At 55.5% G+C, this 19452-nt stretch carries 16 protein-coding genes; all 16 read right to left on the bottom strand.

Annotated features, from left to right (window positions below; translation table 11 throughout):
- Positions 1-161: 161 nt before the first annotated feature.
- The 16 genes from AOP6_RS05780 to AOP6_RS05705 all read right to left on the bottom strand — a co-directional run bounded on the left by AOP6_RS05780 (position 162) and on the right by AOP6_RS05705 (position 19127).
- A complete protein-coding gene (locus AOP6_RS05780; protein ID WP_155875656.1) occupies positions 162-707 on the bottom strand; it encodes a methyl-accepting chemotaxis protein in 546 nt (181 codons plus the stop codon).
- Positions 708-765: 58 nt separating this feature from the next.
- Entirely contained in the window at positions 766-1995 is a 1230-nt protein-coding gene (locus AOP6_RS05775) for a cytochrome c3 family protein (RefSeq protein ID WP_213194782.1), read from the bottom strand.
- Positions 1996-2008: 13 nt separating this feature from the next.
- Positions 2009-3388 (bottom strand): YncE family protein, encoded by a 1380-nt coding sequence (locus AOP6_RS05770; RefSeq protein ID WP_155875654.1) that lies wholly within the window; start codon positions 3386-3388, stop codon positions 2009-2011.
- Positions 3389-3458: 70 nt separating this feature from the next.
- The gene (locus tag AOP6_RS05765) at positions 3459-4655 is read right to left on the bottom strand and encodes a cytochrome c3 family protein (RefSeq protein ID WP_213194781.1); all 1197 of its coding nucleotides are present in this window, start codon (positions 4653-4655) and stop codon (positions 3459-3461) included.
- Between the two features lie 33 nt (positions 4656-4688).
- On the bottom strand, positions 4689-5738 hold the full coding sequence (locus AOP6_RS05760) for a hypothetical protein (RefSeq protein ID WP_213194780.1): 1050 nt from the start codon (positions 5736-5738) through the stop codon (positions 4689-4691).
- A 98-nt stretch (positions 5739-5836) separates the two neighbouring features.
- Positions 5837-6733, bottom strand: a complete 897-nt coding sequence (locus tag AOP6_RS05755) for a hypothetical protein (protein WP_213194779.1) — start codon at positions 6731-6733, stop codon at positions 5837-5839.
- A 22-nt stretch (positions 6734-6755) separates the two neighbouring features.
- Entirely contained in the window at positions 6756-7937 is a 1182-nt protein-coding gene (locus AOP6_RS05750; RefSeq protein ID WP_155875650.1) for a cytochrome c3 family protein, read from the bottom strand.
- On the bottom strand, positions 7934-9874 hold the full coding sequence (locus AOP6_RS05745; protein WP_213194778.1) for a cytochrome c3 family protein: 1941 nt from the start codon (positions 9872-9874) through the stop codon (positions 7934-7936). The genes AOP6_RS05750 and AOP6_RS05745 overlap by 4 nt, the downstream gene beginning before the upstream one ends.
- A complete protein-coding gene (locus tag AOP6_RS05740; protein WP_155875648.1) occupies positions 9861-11507 on the bottom strand; it encodes a peptidyl-prolyl cis-trans isomerase in 1647 nt (548 codons plus the stop codon). Before AOP6_RS05740 ends, AOP6_RS05745 begins: the two co-directional genes overlap by 14 nt.
- On the bottom strand, positions 11498-12109 hold the full coding sequence (locus AOP6_RS05735) for a hypothetical protein (protein WP_155875647.1): 612 nt from the start codon (positions 12107-12109) through the stop codon (positions 11498-11500). Before AOP6_RS05735 ends, AOP6_RS05740 begins: the two co-directional genes overlap by 10 nt.
- Entirely contained in the window at positions 12106-13530 is a 1425-nt protein-coding gene (locus AOP6_RS05730) for a hypothetical protein (RefSeq protein WP_155875646.1), read from the bottom strand. Before AOP6_RS05730 ends, AOP6_RS05735 begins: the two co-directional genes overlap by 4 nt.
- Positions 13531-13628: 98 nt before the next feature.
- On the bottom strand, positions 13629-14084 hold the full coding sequence (locus AOP6_RS05725; protein ID WP_213194777.1) for a CsgG/HfaB family protein: 456 nt from the start codon (positions 14082-14084) through the stop codon (positions 13629-13631).
- 237 nt (positions 14085-14321) lie between these two features.
- Positions 14322-16415, bottom strand: a complete 2094-nt coding sequence (locus AOP6_RS05720) for a hypothetical protein (protein ID WP_155875644.1) — start codon at positions 16413-16415, stop codon at positions 14322-14324.
- 35 nt (positions 16416-16450) lie between these two features.
- Complete coding sequence (locus tag AOP6_RS05715) at positions 16451-17311, bottom strand: cytochrome C (protein ID WP_155875643.1); 861 nt, start codon at positions 17309-17311, stop codon at positions 16451-16453.
- Between the two features lie 84 nt (positions 17312-17395).
- Complete coding sequence (locus AOP6_RS05710) at positions 17396-18196, bottom strand: cytochrome c3 family protein (protein WP_155875642.1); 801 nt, start codon at positions 18194-18196, stop codon at positions 17396-17398.
- 58 nt (positions 18197-18254) lie between these two features.
- Positions 18255-19127 (bottom strand): NHL repeat-containing protein, encoded by an 873-nt coding sequence (locus AOP6_RS05705; protein ID WP_213194776.1) that lies wholly within the window; start codon positions 19125-19127, stop codon positions 18255-18257.
- Positions 19128-19452: the final 325 nt, after the last annotated feature.

Genomic DNA, 19452 nt, shown 5'->3' with positions numbered 1-19452 from the left:
CATTTATTGTAGCGCAACAGCCCAAAAAGGTCATTACGCTGGGCGATATGCCCTAGTCCACCCATTTAGCTGGGGCATATCCCCCACACAAGACAGCTTGCTGGCGAAAACAACTCTCACCGAAACCATCTCGTACACCTGAAATACCAGAGACTTTTTTTCTAATCGGTTTTCAGCTGACTCAGGCTTTTATTCTGTCTATTCAAGGCCTCCTTAAGCCGAGGATCGTCCAAGTCAGCCGCAAGCACCTGCAAGGCCCCATGATCATCCTTGACTGCCTGCACCCGCTCACGGATTGAAATAACCATATTGTTGAGGTTTTGGGAAAAGTCTTGCAGCGTGTCTCCTTGCCGGAGACGAATAGTGACGGTCAAGTCACCATGTTTGAACTGTTCGAGGTCTTTTTCAATACGATATATCGGCCCCGCAATTTTCTGAGGCAGAAAAAGAGCCAGAAGAACGCCGCTGGCCAGGCTCACCAGCGAACCCGCGGCCACAACCGGAAACAGTAGGTCGCTCACTCGGCGGATCTTGATATGGGCCTGATAAAAAGAGGCGGCGGTCTCCTGCCGGGCGAATAAATACAAAATGAGGCCGGCGACCACTGAGCAGAGCAGAATCACCCCAAGAATACGCACCAGCAGCCAAAGCTGGAACTCGCGCTCAACCTGAAGGTTCAGTTTTTTTCGTTTAAAGTCCTGAGTCATAATTTTTCCTCTCGCCGAAGGGGTAATCTGGATAGTGAAGCAATTCTATTAATCGCCCTCAGTAATTGACATGGCAGCCGATACAGAGTTCTTTCCTCGACGATTTGATCATACGAAAGGGAAGGTCTGAGCCATGCCGGAGGTGACAGGACATACAGGTCATTCTGCCGTCGGCAAGGAGCGGGTATTCGGGCGGAATGAGCATCCCCCTGGGCGGCAGAATATTAATGGGGTGGGACATGGCCTGGCTGATATTCTGATGGCAGTTCAGGCAGACACTGATATTGAGAAATACTTCATCCTGCAAGGGAGGATGCGTGGGGTCACCACTATTTAGAGGTGTCTGGGCCAGGCGATTGGGCCCTTTAGCAGCAACGGCGTTTTTACCGAGGGAAACTGTGACAGGCTGAGGGGCCTCGACCAGGAGGAGGTATTGGTCACCGGCGCGATGCAGGCGGTGGATCAGGGACAACTCGGTAGAGTTCAGCATAGATGGACTTGAAGTCTTTGCATCCGATTCATTGGAGGGAAGATTACGGTGTGTCGAAAAGGCCATCGGAACGGAAACAGCCCGGTTACCAAACACATCTTCCGAGACAACCGAGAAGAGGTACTCCTTCCCTCGCTCCAAGCCAGAGAGAATAACCTCATGGTTTTGCCGCAGGTTGAAATCTCGGGTTGATTCCTCAGTCAATTTCCCTAATCCGAAACGCAGGGAGGAATCGGCAAACTCGTCGGTTGTCCAGGTGATGCGCGCCGAGACGAAAACTCCCAGGCTGACCTCTTGAACCTCGACTCGGCCGATCTGCGGAGGCCCGCCGTCGTTGGCAAACTCTGGCAGACTCTCCAAGGGTGGAAGACTCACATAATAGGGATTTTGACTCTTTTTTCCTTCCCTTGTTTCGATCCAGAGGTGATCCGCGACCAAACTCGGTGAAAAAGCGAACCAATGATCGCTGGCAGGAACCCTGTTTCGACGGAACCAATCAATAGCAGACGGTGGTGGTACAGGGACGGAGGCTTGCGGCTCCTTGAAAGAGGCGGCAACATGACAGTGACCGCATTTCTTTTCCATGAAAGGGGCATGGACATAAAAACGACCAAGGTCCCGATCCCAGGTCGCCTGGTGGCACCCAAGGCAGGCACCTTCCTCGGCAAGCGCACGGCTCTGGCCAAAGCCTCCACATATTATGGCGACACCCAGCGACAAAGCGACCAAAAGGACGATCAGACGGTGATAACGCCGGTCAGGAATCCGCCAAAAAGGCTTTAGAAAAATGCGCTTCATGGTCTGCATCACCTCAATCCTGCACGGCCAGAAACAGGGGGGTTCCCCCAAGGGCAAGCGTAGCAAAGGGCCTTTCACTTGCGATATCCAGGGCAGTGACCGTTTGGGAAAGACGGTTGGCAACATACAGCACGTTGCGGTGGCCGAGATAGGCGAAGGAATAAGGACCACGACCGACGGGAATCTGTCGCAGCGCCATATTCTGGCCTCGAGTAATCACGGAGAGATTCTGGTCGCCATAGTTGGCCACATAAATCTTATCGCCGCCGTCGCCAGCCAGAGATACCGGTTCCCGTCCTACCGGAATATGGCTGAGCACGGAGCGGGAACGGAGGGACCAGGCAGTGACTGTCTGACTACCGCGATCGCAGACATAGAGGACACTGCCGGCCACGAACAACCCCTCCGGCTGAAACCCTGAGGAAAGGGCGGAAACCAGGGAAAGGGATTGGGCATCGAGAATAAAGACCTGCTGTGAGCCGGGAGAACTTACCGCGACCCGTCCCAGACTGCCATCGTCAAAATAAATAAGGCGCCCAGGCCGATAGCCCACACTGGCCTGCTGTACCAACTGGCCGCTGCGTAAATCAACCTTCACAACCCTGTCCGTGGCCGCATCGGATACAAAAGCATGAATTCCATCCGTGGAAAGAGCAAGATAGCGCGGATCGACGGTTACGGGCAGCGCCACACGGTCGACTATACGATTACGCTGGCAGTCGAAAACCAGCAGGGCTCTCGCCCCGCGACTGAGGATATAGAGAAGCTGCCTTTCCTTGTCGAGACTGAGGTCGCTGACGGGCCCATCCACGGCGAGCGAATAGACAATAAAATTCCGATCGGAACGGGCCAGATAAAGCGTATTGATGTCATCACAAAGGACATAGAGCAGTTCACTGGTCAAGGGTTCGGTCTGCGCTTTAAGACTGAAACGAGGGACAAAGCGTTCCTGACTGTCGAGGCAATCGTCCAGTTGCCACCGCAGGAAAAGACAATGGCTGTCTCCTTCATCCAGCTGGATGCCGGCACCGGCCTCCAGAACAACATGGCTTTGCTCGCTCGCCAGGGCCAGAACCCGGCGTCCCTGTCTCACCTCCTGAATGCGAAAACGAAACTGCTCGTGGCGACCGGCCGGGAGCACACCAAGGCCCAGCAGCGTCTGTCGTTCCCGATCCCGCGCCAGATTAACTTCGACAGGGCCGGAAACAACGGGCAACCAGACCCCCTCCTGGAGGACCTCCACATCGGCAAGAATCAGAGTAATATTGGCCGGACCGGCGCCGACCGTCTCCAGGTAAAGGGTGACCAGGGCCTGGCCAGGCCCCGCCATTGCAGGCCGCGTCACTTCCCGCCCAATGTTTGGATGACAACCGCTGAGAAGCACAGCGGCCATGACACTGAGCACCAATGCTATTCTTGAAAAACCGTCCATAGTTCACCAGGGCCAAGGCCAGTCAGAGATTTTAGAATCTGGTACTTCCATGGGTGTGGCAGCCGTTAGTATTGCATGCACCCGAGGTCTTGTGAGTGTCCGAGGCATGACAGCCCGTACAGAATGCGTACCACTCACCGGTCACGGCAATCTGGATGCCCGTCTTGCCATTGACCGTGGTTCGCAGCATCGACCTGTTTTCCGAGCCGTGCGGTTCATGGCAGTCCAGACAGGAGAGAATAAAGTTGACACCACCCGTGCCATAGGAGATGTCCGTTCCCGACGTTGTACCATCCGAAGTGTAAGGCGCGATGCGAACACCCTTGTCATTTTTGTAGCTAATTCCGTTGACGGGGCCGTGATAATCAAGATCCCATCTGATGGCCCGCACCGTTCCCATGGTGTATTGATGGCAGGCCAGGCAGAAGGTGGCGTAATCGGGCGTCGTCGCCCCTTTGACTTCCTCGCTGGTGATAGGACGACTGACCTGGTCAGGCTCGTGCGCAGTGGAGATCAAGGCAGGGTTGGCCCCCACCGCGAAAGGAGCACGGTACTCGCCGCCCTGGTTTTCGGCGTACTGTTTCATGCTTTCGGCATAACTGTCCCCCCACAAGCTGTTATGGTCGCCGGGCAGGGAGATGGCTGTTTTGGGCAGTACACTGGCATTGTAAGGACCGGGATTATTGTTTTTTTGAGCCCGATGCGGATTATGGCAGCCGGCGCAAGGATTGGAACTGGGGCCGAAGGTCTCTGGCCAGTACTTTTGAATCTCCGTGGAGACGGCACTGAGATCATGGATGGACGCATTGGGGCTGATGGATGAAAAAACACTTTCAATACTGGTATGGGTAGGAATAGCCCCGCCGAAGGTGGCACTGTAATTGGCGTTGATGAGAGTGCCCTCATTGAGCGATGCGTTGCTGTGGCAGTCGAAACAGAGATTCTGACTGGCTGTCGGCGGATTATTCGGCGCGAAAAGCAGGAATTCCTCGGCACCAAGGTGCTGCTCGTGGCAGTGACCGCAATTACCTCGGGCATAGGTCTCGTTGTGTGGACTGGTGACTCGCTTGACTCCATAGCCTGAGACACCATCGGGGGAGTTGCCGTGCGCCGAGTCGGCGTAGGGGCCAGCAAAAGTCGACAGGGCCGTCACCAAAATCCAAGTGCAGATTATCGCCACTTCTAGCGCCAGCTTGCCCGCGTAAAAATGGTGACGGACTATCCTCATTTTTTTTCCTGCCAAACGGTGTGTTGCCATGAATCAATCCTTACTCGTGTGACAGATGGCGCAGCCTCCCCCCATGGGATTTCCCACGTAGTCCCAGCGCATGGCCCTGTACCAGGGCGACCCATGAGCGCGGTGACAGGAAAGACAGGTGACGATGGCATCGTCCGCAAAGGACACCGAGGCATGCACCGAAGAGACGTCGACGGAGGCCAGGGGAACACCGACCTGGTAGGTATTGACACCGCTGCCGCCATAATCACGGTATTCGGAAGCCACTGCCGTGTTGCCCATATCGTAATCCGTCGGATGCCGAACCCAGGGTGAACGGCTACCGACATTGCCGCTGCCATCGTGATACTGTCCATGGCAGCGGGCGCACATCGAACCGATGGTCGACAGATCGGTCAGGACTTCTGGTGAATCAACACCCTTGTACTGATTGTGTCGACTCGGGGTGGGTTGATACTCCCAGGCAGAATCCTCGTTGCCGGCCACCCCGACCAGCATCCGGTAACCGCTGTCCGCGGTAAAGGGGTCTGAAGGAACAATATGGCCGGACTGGCCTTTATGGTGCCCCCCCTTGATCGCCGACGTGGAATGGGCTTCTGCATGGCTGCCATGGCAGCCGTACACGCCGGCACAGGTGACCTGCTGACCAGCGGGCCAACCACCGCCTCCCGGGATACTGCCATCCGCCGCCGCCCTGCCCCCCTCAAACCCGGGGGGAACAGGGAAAGCGGGGTCGGCTGGCGCCAGACCGGCCACATTGTGACCCCGGTTGTCGCCGCCAGCCTGCGTCACCCAGTAAAAGTTGCCGCCGGCCAGAGTATCGGTACCCATCTCAACGCCATAGCTGTCATACAGGGGGGCTGAGATGGAAAAGACGAAGGGAGTGTCGCCACCTCTGTTGCTGCCGGTATGGCAGCCGATACAGGTAGTCGTCAGCAGAGACTGATGCGGTCCCTGCCCGCTCCATTCGCTCAGTATCCCGCCATCCTGGCTGTAGTGCATGGTATGGCAGTTGGAGCAGGAGCCAGTGACGGCAGCAAGCGCTGACGGCGCGGCGGCCAGGGCCAGTAGCACCCCAAGCCATACTCCCCTATGTCTCATCCCAAAAATCATCAGATATCCACGATAGACCATGAATCGACGGTACACGCTATTTCACGCTCCGCCATGGGTTATTTTCTCTCATATATCTGAATTCGGGCGTTGCCTTCGTCGACGACACACAGCCGCCTGGCCCAGTCAAAGGCCAGGGCGGCAGGATACCAAAGCTGCCCTTCCCTTTTGCCTTTCACCAGAAAGGCTGCTTTGAAGCGTCCCTGCGCGTCAAAGGTGCGCACATCGCCCGCATGTCGGTCAAGAATATAGAGGGTGCCTGACTCATCCACCTCGATAGCCACCGGAAAGGAAAGTTCACCCGCCAGAACAATGGTCTTCTGCAGCCGACCCTGGCCGTCGAAATGGTAAACCCTTCTCTGCAGCCCGTCGAGGGCCCAGATACCATCCTCTTTTACCTTGAAATCCGAAAACCCCTGAAACTCTTTTCCTCCTGCCAGGGTTTGTGACACCTGCAGATTATCGTCGAGGACCAAGATCGCGCCAGAGAGGCGATCGAGCACCAGCAGGCGGCTCTGACGGTCGCGATCAAGACGATCGACAAAGACCAGGTCCCCGTTCGGATGGCGGATCGAAAAGGCTCTGACCTGCTTTTCCTGCACATCGATATAAAGCAGCTGGTTCAGGGAGCGATCGGCCACCCACAGGCGATTCGCATCGATCAGCAAAAGATCGACAGGCTTGCGGATCTGTCCGCCGGCATTGAAAGCCGCCAGTCGCCCTCCTTCCTCGTCGAAGGACATCAGCACGCCGTGCCGGCCATCGACGACAAAATATCGCCGATTGACAGCATCGAAACCCAACTCAAGGGGTTGCTCCAGTCGTGTCCTTCCATCCGCCCCCGTCATCTGCCGCGCCAGTTCCCAGGGCTGGGCTCCGTGTGCCCCGGGCACGCCCAAGCAGACCAAGCCGATAAGCAGAGCCATCAGAGATCCGATTTTCTGAGGTTTCATCATGACATCTCTCCTGGCCGTCTTCTCAATAACTTTGGTGACATTCGATGCAAAGCCCCCTTTCGCCGCCCCCGCGGAGATGATACTTGAAGAGGGTGCCGACATTGGAGTCGTGGCAAGTAATGCAGGTCATCGGCAAGTCATTGCGCGGATCCCTGGCTTTCTCTCCGATGGGATGCGTGAAACTCACGTGTTTTTCATGACACTGACCACAAACAGCGTCCACCTCGTCCTTTAACATCGCCGTATGATCACTGCCGTGCAGTTCATGACAATCGGAACAGGTATTCCATTGGGGATGCCGGTGCAGCATGCTGGCACGACGGTTAAACGTGTCGGCGTGACAGGATCTGCATACGTTTGACTGGTTTGCTGGCAACATGCCGGCGACGTCTCCCACGTGGGGGTCATGGCAGCTCAGACAGATATTGCCGCCAGCCTGGCCGACCAGATGAGAATGACTGTGCTGAAAGCTCGGCAGGATTGGCTCGTGGCACCCCAGGCACAGTGAGGGGCTGTTAGATTGTGCATGGCACTGGCGACACCGGCCTTGGGCAAAGGGCTCATGCTGTCTGGACCGCAGAAGTGTCTTTTGGCTGCCACCATGGGGCGAGTGACACTTCAGGCAGGACATATCGCTCGGATTACGGCCAAGATGCCTGGATTTCAGACGCTCCCTGTCCTGGTGGCAGGCCAGACACAGGAGAGGGTCCGCCGCTTTGATGAGACGCGAATCCGCCGCTCCGTGCGAGGTGTGGCAGCTGTCACATTTGCCTTCGACAAAGGGCCTGTGGGAAAAGTCGTAGGTTCGGCGGCTCTCTTGATGACAGGAAAAGCAGGTATCCGATAGGTTTCCTGCCAGCAAGTCCCGATGATTTGACGCGTGGGGAGCATGACAAGTCACACACTTACCCCGGGCCACTGGTTCATGGGGATAGGGACTTCTGGCCACGGCTTGCCCGACATCCTGATGGCACTGCAGGCAGAGCTCGGCCTCGGAGGTCCGCAGCAGAGCCTTTTCCTTGGCAACATGAGGAGAATGGCACAGACTGCAGCGCCCCTCTTTGACAGGTGCATGCACGACTATGCCCTGGAAAGCCTGGCGGTCATGACAGCCATAACAATCGCCGCTCTCAGCCGCCATCGCGCCTGACGCGATAAAAATCAAGCCCATGGCCAACAGGTATAAAGCAAGGCCCTGTCTCATCGTGAGCCTCCCTGGTGACAGACGGCACAGTCTCCGTCCGTGAAAGGTTTATGCCCGACGGGATGCAGCAGGGATTTCTTGCTGGCGCCGTGCGGATCGTGACACTCAAGGCAGGTTTCATCCCCAGGCCTTATGCCGCTGTGGGTTTTGGCCAGGTCAGCTGGTGACAGACTGTGACAGCCGTAGCAGGTTTCCATGGCGCTAAAAGAGGTCTTGACACGACGGAAGTGGGGGTCATGGCAGGCGCCACACTGACCGGACGCAGCCGGTTCATGCGCCACGCCCTGCACCCAGAAGCGATCGACGTCATGGCAGGAAAGGCACAACTCGGGAAGGCTTTTCAGCAGGTAGTGATCGCCTTCGTTGCCGTGGGGGGCATGGCAGCTGGCGCAGTTTTGATGTTTACCCATAACACCCGTCGCGGGTTTCTGGCCTGGGTGACATTGCAGGCAGACAGTGGAAACCTCCGCCGACAGCAAAAAAGCCTGGTCGCTGGAGTGGGGCTGGTGACAGGCGGCGCACTGACCGGCCTTGAAAGGTTCATGCCGCCCCGGAATCTGCCGCTGCGCCTCAAGCTTAGGATGGCAGGGAGCACAGGTCTGGGCCCCTTCTCCTTTCAGGAAAGCGGCCCTGTCGCCGCCGTGGGGATCATGGCAGGCTCCGCAGCGGCCGTTCAGAAAAGGTCGATGCAGATGGGTATCTTTCATGGCCTGACGCACACCCTCATGACAGTCTGCGCACAGATCGCGCTGAGCTTTAAGAAGCAGTCCGGCCTCGGAGCTCTCATGGGGCTGGTGGCACCCCAGACAGCCATCCTCGTGCACGGGGGGATGAGAATAGGTCGGGGCAGACGTTGCCGTGTCATGGCACTGCCCGCACAGGCTGCCGGACGGGGCGTTCAAAAGGGCTTTCCGACCGGCCTCAGCGCGATGAGGCGTATGGCAGCTGAGACAGTCCCCGCTCGCTACCGGGCTGTGTCCTTTTGTTCTGCCCGACAGAGGACCTCCAGGCTCATTGAACTTAAAGGTATGACAGGTGAAACAAAGGGTTTTTTCATTCTCGCTCACCAAAAAGGCGGAATCACTGGCATGAGGTGAATGACAGGCCCGGCATTGTCCGTCGCGCACGACGGCATGGGCATCTGCTGCAGAAAAGTCAGCCTTTCTGTCGCCGTGACAGCTGTAACAGGACAATTCCATGTCGGCCGCAGGCAGTCCATCACTGCCAAGATTGGCGCTATTGTGGCAATCTCCACAAGTACCCTCCTTCACCGGCCCGTGAACGGACTTCTTCAGAAGGAACTTCTGGTCAGAAGTATGGGCATTGTGGCACTCCGTGCACCCCCTGTCGACGGCATAGCCTCCGTGCCTATTCCGATGACTTTGATGCTGCAGGTCATGGCAGGAGGCACAGAGGGCCTCCTTGTCCATGGATAACAGATCAGGATTCTGACTGCCATGGGCCTGGTGGCAGGTCCGGCACCCCTTCGCCAGAGGCGCATGCCGGAGCTGCCCGGCAAAAGCGGCGGTACCGTGGCAGGTCAGGCAGAGTGTTTCTTCCGCGTCTTTGAGAAGGCCTGGTTGTATGGCGTTGTGGGGATCGTGGCAGGCCAGGCACTCGCCTGTGTCAGCCGGCGGATGAGAAACGGCGTAATTGACCCTGGCCGGATTGATGTCCGCATGGCAGCCGAAGCAGAGTTCGGGTACTTCTCTTTTCAGATAAAGGCCGCCAATCAGCCCATGGTTGCGATGGCAAGCTCCACATTCCTGCGTAGCCACAGGTCTGTGTTTGTTCCCTTCGGAAAACCGGCTCGCGTATTCCTGGTGGCAATCGAGACACCCCTTGGACGCCCCTTTCTGTCCGGCCGGAGCGCAAGCAGCCAGTCCGACCGTAACGAGGCATAATAAAATCTTCCAGGCAAAATCAAGACGTCGCATTCGTTTCCGCTTCCTTGACCAGTTGTTCGCGTATCTCTTTCCAGACCCGTTCATTGACCTTTATGGTCGAACGTTCTCTCAGCATGTCGACATAGCGGCTGCGCACTTCCTCAAATCGGGACTGCCGCATCGTCTGGCGAATTTTTTCGGCCACCTGCTCCAGCGGCAGAGGCGGCAGCAGATCGAGACGGATAACCTTGATGAAAAGAGTCTCACCCTCGGGGGTCTCCCAACTGCGGGTCTCTCCCTGTACCATGTCGGCCACAATCTCCCGGACGGGGGAAGACAGGTGATTCAGGGGGATTTTTTCCGTCTTCACACCACCGGGAGCGAGAGGACGCATGAGAGCATGGAAGTCTTCACCGGCCGAAAGCCTTGCCGACAACTGCCGGGCAAGGGCTTTCTCACCGGTTTGGACCTGCGCCAGTTCGACAATGCCCCCCGAGGAATAGGGTTCTGGATTCTTTTGATACGCCTGCCGAACATCTTCATCACTGACTCGGACCTGGGGCCAGAAAATTTCGTTCTCAAGTTCCAGGATCAATCGATGCTGTTGGTAAAACGTGAAGGTCTGCTTAAAGGGAGGCTTGGTTTCGTATTGCCGGTCCAGGGCTTCCAACGCGGTAAGCGTCTGGGCCAGCATATCGTTGATGACCCCTTCGCGCAGAGTGGCAACATCAACCTTCGGCCGTGTCGTTCTCGACTTGATCATGAGGTCGGCTATATCCTGAGCCCTGATCACGTCTCCGCCCAAGGTAACCGCCGGCCGTGCGGCCAGTTGAGCATCCAGGGGCTGGAATCCAATAGCTTCAACCACTTCCCGATCGACACTCACCCCATATTTCGCTTTCGCTTTTTCTACAAGGGCCGATGTTAATTCGGCACTCTTTTTTTTCTGCCAACTCCGGGCCAGCACCTCCCGGTTCTTCTGAAAATCCTCTTCCGAGATAGGCTCCCGTTCCAAAACTTCCAGAAAATACCAGGCGTTTTCCCAACTCACCGGGCCCGCTATCTGGCCGACGGGCAAATGGCCTACGGCCCGCCGCAGGGGTTCGGGAATACGGCGAGGGCGGAGAAATCCTGAATTTTCCATTAAATCCGCAACATTGGTCACTTTTGCCAAAACGGCGGATTCCGCCAGGGACAGACCCGACTCCACCGCCTGCTGCATCGGTTCTACCTTGTCGGCTTCGGAGACCCGGACCATGCGCAGACTCAGACGGGGCGCGTAGTCATGCAGATAATCTTTCCACAGTTCCTCCCGAGGCGGGTTGGTGATGCGGCTGTCTACCTCCTCCTGCTTCAGCAGCATCAGCGACCAGACCTTGCGAAAAACGTCCACTTTGTAACGGTAGGACTCTTTTTCGTACAATTGCATCTTTTCCGCTTCGCGCCAGAGCAGAATCCAGTCGAGGTAGGCCTCGGGACGATCTGGCACCGTCATCCCCTCTTCCCGCCATTCCTTCCACCAGCCCTTGAAATCGGCGGCTGTCAACTGCTCTTCGTTCACCGTGAGTAGCACGGGATCTCTCTCCCAGAATCCCCAAAGGGCATACGCGTCATCGAGAAATCCAGAACTGCAGACAAAACTGCAAGCAAGTAGCAGGGCTATTGTGACATGTTTTATGGACAAGAAAATTCTCCCTTTACGCGCCAGTTGTCAATAACCTCTTTAGACACCTTGGCAAACAATCCCGTTTTTGTTCTGACCACACCGAAATGAAGGGCTTTACGGTAATCATTGCCCCCCCGGCGATGAAATGTGGAGAGCAGCCTGGCGCCATCCTTCGCAGACACCATTTCCACCTGCAGGGCAACATAAGGGATATTGGCATCCTGTCCGGCGGACTCGGTGCCGTATTCCGCGATGCGCCCCCTCACAATGGCATCGACATCGAAATGTTCCATCAGCTGTGCCATTATAGGTGAGGATGTGGCATGAAAGTCCTGTGGCAGTTGCCTGAAAAGAACCATGAACTGCCTGACATCCCCTTCGGAAACCACTTCTCCGATTCCCGCCGCCGTCAACTCATTCAGGAAAATCCTGTACATGAGGTCTCCGGCTTCTTTTTCGCGACTCTCGTTGAGAAAAGGCAATACGGCGATACGACAAACAGTTCCTCCGGAAAAAGCGCTCACCTTGTGAGTCTCCGGTGCACTTCCCGGCAGACAGGCGCTGAGGGACAACCAGGCGATTCCGACAAAAAACAGGTTTGGCAGACGTCCCCTCATCATGGATTTCCTTCAATCCAGGCCCAGGAAGAGAACCCCTTGTCAGGCTTAACCGGTTCTTTCGGCTTTTCCAGAGTGACACGTTGACCATGCAGCGTCATCTGGTTGCCGAGAATGTCCACCACCTCCACATCACAGAGAACATGACTGAGCCTGCCTGTATCAGGAAGGGGCAGTCTCGCCGGCAATGAATCACCCTTTTGGTTAAGGAGCGTATCCCCCTCGGCGGTCATCGCTCGTATCGACCAGGATTCCACGGGGACAACTTGGGCTGGCGCCGGCACAAGGTGCAGATAGGGCCGGTTGTCGTCCATGACCGCCGTCAGATTCACGGAAAGCCCCTGACTCTGACGAAGAATGGTGCGTTGCACGCGACTGCGGTTCCCGGCCTGATCCCAGGCGTCGAAGGTGATTCGGTAGACGCCATCCGAAATGGAATGGTTGCTTTTGTTCTTTCCCTTCCAGACCAGCCGCGCTGGCAGGTTGCCATCCTTCCCGGTTCTGGCCACTTCCTCACCTTCGGCGTTCAGAATGGCCATGGACCAATGGCTCAACAGACGGGAGTCTTCCAGGGAAGGTACAATGAGGACCTGATCCTTGACGGCACTGATCTGGTTGAAGGTACGGACGTTTTTCAGGTCAATTTTCAGCGGCGGTGGCGTATTGATTACTTCGAATCGGGCCAGACGATCCAGGCATAATTCTTCTCCGGTCTCCTCCCAAACCATTTCAAAAGAAAGATCATAGCCCCCTTCCTCGGGTGGCGCGGACCACACGGCCCTGTAAAAGCCCGTATCGCCCTCTGCGACAAAGGGAATAACCTCATCAGCAGCACGGACAAAAATGCGGGTGGCCGGCTCCCCCAAAAAATCAACAAAAATCCGGCATTCGACAGGCTGCCCAGCCTGTACCACCTCGGCCGACAGAGTGACCTCCTGGATGCGGGCCAGCCCGGTTGGTTTTGCACTGCTAACCGCCGTCAGGATTTTTTTGAGCGCAAGATTTTCCCGCAGCAGTGTCGCCCGGATTTCTTCGATCCCCTGAGGTTCCCGCAAACCCAAAATGCCGACGCAGCCGTCAAGACTCATGGCGCCGCTTCCTCCAAAAAAAGGTTCGCCTGTGACACCGTCGAGAAGGGTGTAGGTAAAGCCCACGGCGCCCTCTTTGAGACCTTCTTTTTCGGTGACACTGCCCACAAGGATGAGGCCACACCCTGTTTGCTGGTACAATTTGACAGCATGAAGGGAGTCGAGATACCCCGTGGCGCGCAGCCTGTTTCTGGCCAGAAAACCTTCCACGTCCACAGCAGGGACAACCTGGAAACCCTGCTCACGAAGGACATCGCGAACTTCTTCGGTAAAGGGCAGGTTCAAGGCATTCCCCCCGACGCTCAGATCGTCAAAGGGGAGTACGGCGATTGTCATCGCCTGGCCCCATCCCCAACCCATCAAGACAAGCAGGGCCGTCAGGAACAGCTGACCTAAGAATCTGTGTTTTCCGCAAAAATGCATAAAACAACTCATCAGCGAAGGGTTTTCAAGAGATCCCTGACCAGACGATAACTGACCTCGTTCACACTGGGGCTGGAAAAACCGAAAATACGACCGAAACTGCTGTAGCCCCGAGCCGAACCACTGGCCTGCCAAATGATTCGACCGGTCTGCACATCGACCAGACGCAAGGTCAGCGCTACCTGTGGGTAACTGTAGGAACCGTTACGTATTTCACTGTAATCGTCAACGGAGCCGGCCAGGTAAGCATCGATGTTCAGAGCTTTTCCCATGCGCTTAGCGGTGGTGGAGTCCAGGGAAACGGTTTCCGCTTCGGCGACCTCCTCCCGAAGAAAACGCCGCAAATCTCCCTTTTCAACCACTTTAAACAGACGACGAGCCAGAAGCTCCGTGGTAACAACGTCGCGAAGTCGCTCCGCAGCGAATTTCTCGGCGGAATGGTTTTCCAAAGGCAGAACAGCCACCATCTGGACATAACCTGGATCGAAGCTCTCCTCTATAAATGAATGCCTGGCCGTTGTACAGCCTGCAACGATCAACAGGACAGACAGAAGGAAAACCAAATTTTTTATAAAAGAGTATCGCACTTCTCTCTCCTCAATAGCGTATCAAAGGGCGATTGACAAAGCAGCACAACCGCAACAACATTTAATTAAGCAAAGACCATGCCCCGGCGCGGCGGCCATGATTTCAATCGGTGTTACCTAAAATGTTAGATTCAGGCTGGCCACCGTGTTCCATGAATTGCTTCCTTCGTCGATCAGATACCCATAAAGTGCCCGCAGAGAAATAGAAGAACTTAATGACCACAAAACCTGAAGGTCATAGGCCTTATATTGACGGTCTTCCCAGCCCAGAACCACATTGCCCGTCGTCTGGATTTTGGGAGTCGCTCGCCAGGTGGCACTGCCTACGGCTGTGATATCACCTGAATTTTCCTCATAATCCACCTGGGAGAGCAGAAGAAGGATGTCCGAAGGGCGATAATTGAGTTTACCGCCAAGGACGGAAGTATCCCTGTTTTCAGAACGAGAGCTGAGGTCGCCGTCGTACTGAGTCGAGGTTCGATTATAGGTAAAATCGGCGGTTAATCGTGGTGAGAGGCGGGCGGTGCTGTCGAAGCGCCAGATGGTTGTCGTGGTGCCGGTTGAAGTAAGTTCATTCCGGTTGCGATCCCAGTTCACAGAGATCCTTGTCGTCAGATCCGGGAAAATGACGGCTGAGATATAGCCATTTAACGAATCCTGCAGATTTTCCTTTACTGACCCCAGATAGTTGTCGGTATGGGTGTAACCGGCAGAAGCGTCGAGGCTGTCCAGAGGGGATGAAGTCATCGAAACGGAATAGGATCGCCCCACCCTTTTGTTTTCCGCTTCATTGCGTCTGTCGGTTTGGTTGACACCAACAAGGGTGGAGAAATAGCGGTTCAGAACATAATTGGCGGTCAGGGATTGATTAAGCTCCGTACTGTCCCGGCCCGGGTCAAGCTCCCGATCACTGTGGCGCAGGTTATAGTTGAAGCGCCACTGACCCGAAGGCTGGTAGGCCATCGAGAAATTAGCTTTTCGATCAATGAAACGGTTGTCGAACTGCTCGACCGGCGCCGTCGACACCCGCGCTTCGCCCACCTCCAGCTCAGTGATGTTGGCTGTCTCTGCCGTCACCGCCATGCGCTCGGAGACCGCCTTGAAATAACGAACCTCGATATTTCCCGAGGGGATATCAACGATGACCACAGAACGCCCGTTTTCCAGGTCGTATTCCAATACGGTTCCCAGCCCCAGCGGAACCCAGTCCAAACCGTTGTCGCTCGTGTAGAAACTCCACGCCAGCAACGCCTGGGCGGTCAGTGTAATTTCCCTGTCCAGATAGATACGCAGGCGGTTAAAGGGCTGGAAACTCATTTGCAGCGCAACATTTTGCGTCAGGCCGGACTGAAGGATCTCCACCCCAGCCGGATCGATGACATTGCCATCAATCAGCTGGTCATTCAAAGGCAATGTGCCCAGAACAGGCGTATCGTCAGCGCCGGAATAGGCCTCCAAAGTCAGTCGGTTGATGGGGATAAAGACTTCACCGCCGATGCCGACACGCGTTTCACGGTCACTTTTGTCATAAGAAACCTGGTAAGCCCCTGAAAGGGTGAGACGTCCGTCAAAGAGGCTTCTGCTGCGCTGAATCTGGCCGAAATGCCGAGAGGTGTCTGCGGTTGTCGCAGTTGTCATATCCTCGCTGGAGTTCAGCCGATAGTCGTACAGAAACCGCAGGCCGGACCAGTCGTAATCAAACCGCACACCGACATAGGAAGATTCCTGATCAAGTTCGCGTGGTTGTTGTTCGTCGTAAGCGCGGGTCTGCCCATAATTAAGGCGCATTCTGGGCCACTTCTGGCTCTGGGTAAAGAGGTTGGCATCCCAGGACTGATTGACACGATCAGAACGGCTGGAGGATTCCTGCCAGGTCTCGACGGCACTGAGGTTGAGGGAGAAGAGGTCGTTGCGCACATCCAGCGACACTGTCGGCGTCAGCAGGCTGTGGCGCTCTCCTCCCTCCCTGCGGTTATTGTTGTAGCGGGCCGTTCCGGCAAAATTCATGGCATCCGTGAGATCTTTACTGAAATCCAGATTGTAATACTCGTTAAAGGACCAGGGAGTATCGAGGTCGCCTCCCTGGTCCGCATACTGCCAATTGCCCGCTAGTCCCAGAGGAGAAGCGGCGAAAAGAAGGGGTTGGCCCCCTCCCCAAAAAAGGGAGAAAACCAACCCTAAAAAAAGGAGTCTGGCTACTCTATTCAACAAAAGCCGGTCCTTATCATCACATTAAAGACAGAAAATCAATTGGCCGGCAAAGCGAGTGAATGGGCATCACCATGACAGGCCTGGCAACCAGTGAATTTCTTCAGCATGGCTTCACTGTGGGGCGCCCCATGACAGGTAGCGCACTCGGGCACATGGCCATGGCTGTCGACGTGGCAGAAGACGCAGCTCAGGTTCGCGTGCTTGCGGGGACTGGCTTTGTGAAGCGCAGCCACTTCGCCGTGGCAACTCGCACAGATGAGATTGCTGACCTCCTTGCCGTATTCAATGCGGCGCGGCGAATGGACCGGATGACAGCTTAGACAATCCGGGTTCGACACGAATGGCGTATGCGGCGATGGATGGCATTCGTTGCACCCAGGCTTGTATCCGTGGCGGGTGTGATGGCACTCCGCGCAACTGACCAGGGTGTGCTGGCTGTTGAACTGGGTGAGTTCCTTGACCTGACTGTCGTGGCAGGTGTTGCAGTTCTTTGCCAGGGTCTTCAGGTCGGTAAGACTTTTAACGGGTGCGTGGGCATTCAGGTGACATTGCAGGCAGGCCTTGAAGTTGGGGCCGTGCGTCTCGCCATGGCAAGTAGCGCATTGGGGAACAACCTGTTGCCAATCGCGTCCGGGCTTCCAGGTGTGGAAGGTCTCATGACATTGGGCACAGTGCAGCTGATGCTTGCCACCGCCATCCCGAATATCCGTGAAGACCGTCATGTGACACTGGGCGCAGTCAAGAGTAGTCAGAGGCTTGACCGGCTGCTGGTAGACGCCGGCGGCCTCATCGGTGGAAGCGGCATGCACCAGCGCTCCTCCAACGATGAACGGACCGCTCCCTGCAATCAGCAGTACGACTAATATATAGAGAGAATATGACTTCCTGTTTTTCATCTGGTATCCCCTGTTCATTTCAAGATTCCCCATAAGGAAATCGGGTGAGACTCGGGGGCGGTCGTCAAACCGCCCCCGTTCATATTACTTGGGCATGTCCAAGGCATGGGCGTCGAGATGACAATCGAGGCAATTAGGAAACTTGCTGTGCATGGCACTGCCATGGGGCAATCCATGACAGGTACTGCACTCAGGCACTACCTTATGCTGACCTTTGTGGCAGTAGGCACACAGCAGGGCACCATGCTTTCTGGAGGTGTTGGCCAGATTCTGACTGACATCGCCATGGCAGCTGCCGCATAGAGGCGACGGCAAATTGTCGCCGTACTTTACAACCAGGGGCATATGGGGTTTGTGGCAGAGCAGACAGTCCTGATAGGTCATATCGCTCGAATGGGGGGCATGACACTCGTTACAGGCTGTAGCCTGGCCGTGAGTGAGATGGCATTCCTTACAGTCAAGCTGGGCATGCATGCTGGGATAGGCTTGCATTTCCTGTCCAGGTCCGGCGTGGCAGGTCAGGCAGACAGGCTTCACCGAGGCGATCTGCGTGAAATCCATTTCCATGGGGTAATGGGGGTTATGACAGGATTGGCAGTTTTCCAGTGCGTAGTGGGCCTTTTCGCTCGCATCATGGCACATGCCGCATTCTGGAATCGCATTAGTGCCCATGGGGGGATGCTCGAGATGGCAATCCTGACAGCTAACAGCCGTCTGGTGCTTGCCTCCCCTGGTATTGACATCCCGTACAGCCTGCATATGGCACTTGACGCAATCCTTGAGTTCGAGGGGTACAACATGTTTGGCGGCTTCCTCAGCTCCAATGGCCGTACCGGCCATAAGGACCAGCGCCATACCGAAGATCATCGTGGCAAATCTATTCATTTTTCCTCCTGTTTCCTGTGATTTCATGATGGAATTTCAACAATAGAGGGACATTCCCTCAATTTTTAACACTAAAGACCTGAACACGCTGATTGAAGGTATCAGTCACCCATAAACGTCCGTACCGGTCCAACGCCACGTCGGACGGAAAGTAAAACCAGCCCCGCTCCCCCCCCATGCCGCCAAGTTCAAGGAGAAAATCTCCCTGCAGGGAGTAGACAGAGACGGCGTGGCGCATGAAGTCGACGATAAATATCCGTCCGTTCTCTTCATCGACAGCAAGGCCTCGTGGCCTGGACAATTTGCCCTGCACCCCTCCTTTTTGACCGAACTGATAAAGAAAATTCTCATTTTCATCATACACAAAGACCTTACTCACCTCTTCGCTGAGAAGATACAGGCGACCGCTTGCCCCCCGCACTACGGAATTGATCTTGACCTTCTCCTTGACACCCAAGACCTCGTCGAAAGGTTGCAACACATGGGAAAAACGTCCAGATGAATCCAGAACGATGCAGCCGTGATCGTCATTGCCGGCCACATAGAGCTTGCCGTTAGAGCCAACGGTCATCTCACGAGGAATAAAAATCTCAGCGCCGGCAAAGCCGTGAAAGACGATGTCCTGAACCGGGAGAAGCGCTCTATCAAACTGTCGTATGAGTCCCCCTTTGCGTTCATCCGTTTGACCGAGAAGAGCATAGGCGCGGTCATCATGGATGAAGTAGTTCATAACGGCCTGAAGACCACGTCCCTTGCCAAAACAATATTTCGGGAAAAAATCGAGAGAATAGACCACCAGCTGATTGTTACCCGAGTCGATGACAACCATTTCATCTTGTGCGCTATCGTAAAAAATGGCGCCGGGATAGCGAAGCTCCAGGCCCTTGGCGTCAAGCTTCAAAACGGCCTGCGCAGTGATGCGCAAGGGCAAAATGTCTTCCGCGGCGAAAAGGCCGGGAGAAAAGCACCCGACTAAACAAAAAGCAACAACGATTAAGGAGTATCTTTGAATGATGATTGTTTTATCCAGGGAGGCACCTATCACCTGCATGAAATACTCAAAGCCGTGAAAACCCTGAGGTTTAATACGTCCCGAGTCACATGCAGGGTCTATACCCACATTGGCAACAATTAAGACATAAGGACTTTCTCATTTTAAAAGCGCTACTTAGAGTCACCAGAAATTCAGAGGCCCGAAATCAAATCGGCTAAATGCCATACAATCTGGTCAATTCCCCCACCCTTCGTAGGGCAAA

It is taken from the genome of Desulfuromonas sp. AOP6 (genome assembly GCF_009731355.2).
Taxonomy (GTDB): domain Bacteria; phylum Desulfobacterota; class Desulfuromonadia; order Desulfuromonadales; family SZUA-540; genus SZUA-540.
Note: the sequence above shows the minus strand (reverse complement) of the source record. Positions and strands in the feature narration are given on the sequence as shown.

Bases quoted from the DNA above. Each gene is read 5' to 3' on its own strand.
- AOP6_RS05780 (WP_155875656.1), bottom strand. From the start codon at position 707: ATGACTCAGGACTTTAAACGAAAAAAACTGAACCTTCAGGTTGAGCGC.
- AOP6_RS05775 (WP_213194782.1), bottom strand. From the start codon at position 1,995: ATGAAGCGCATTTTTCTAAAGCCTTTTTGGCGGATTCCTGACCGGCGT.
- AOP6_RS05770 (WP_155875654.1), bottom strand. From the start codon at position 3,388: ATGGCCGCTGTGCTTCTCAGCGGTTGTCATCCAAACATTGGGCGGGAA.
- AOP6_RS05765 (WP_213194781.1), bottom strand. From the start codon at position 4,655: ATGAGGATAGTCCGTCACCATTTTTACGCGGGCAAGCTGGCGCTAGAA.
- AOP6_RS05755 (WP_213194779.1), bottom strand. From the start codon at position 6,733: ATGATGAAACCTCAGAAAATCGGATCTCTGATGGCTCTGCTTATCGGC.
- AOP6_RS05750 (WP_155875650.1), bottom strand. From the start codon at position 7,937: ATGAGACAGGGCCTTGCTTTATACCTGTTGGCCATGGGCTTGATTTTT.
- AOP6_RS05745 (WP_213194778.1), bottom strand. From the start codon at position 9,874: ATGCGACGTCTTGATTTTGCCTGGAAGATTTTATTATGCCTCGTTACG.
- AOP6_RS05735 (WP_155875647.1), bottom strand. From the start codon at position 12,109: ATGATGAGGGGACGTCTGCCAAACCTGTTTTTTGTCGGAATCGCCTGG.
- AOP6_RS05730 (WP_155875646.1), bottom strand. From the start codon at position 13,530: ATGACAATCGCCGTACTCCCCTTTGACGATCTGAGCGTCGGGGGGAAT.
- AOP6_RS05725 (WP_213194777.1), bottom strand. From the start codon at position 14,084: ATGGTGGCTGTTCTGCCTTTGGAAAACCATTCCGCCGAGAAATTCGCT.
- AOP6_RS05715 (WP_155875643.1), bottom strand. From the start codon at position 17,311: ATGAAAAACAGGAAGTCATATTCTCTCTATATATTAGTCGTACTGCTG.
- AOP6_RS05710 (WP_155875642.1), bottom strand. From the start codon at position 18,196: ATGAATAGATTTGCCACGATGATCTTCGGTATGGCGCTGGTCCTTATG.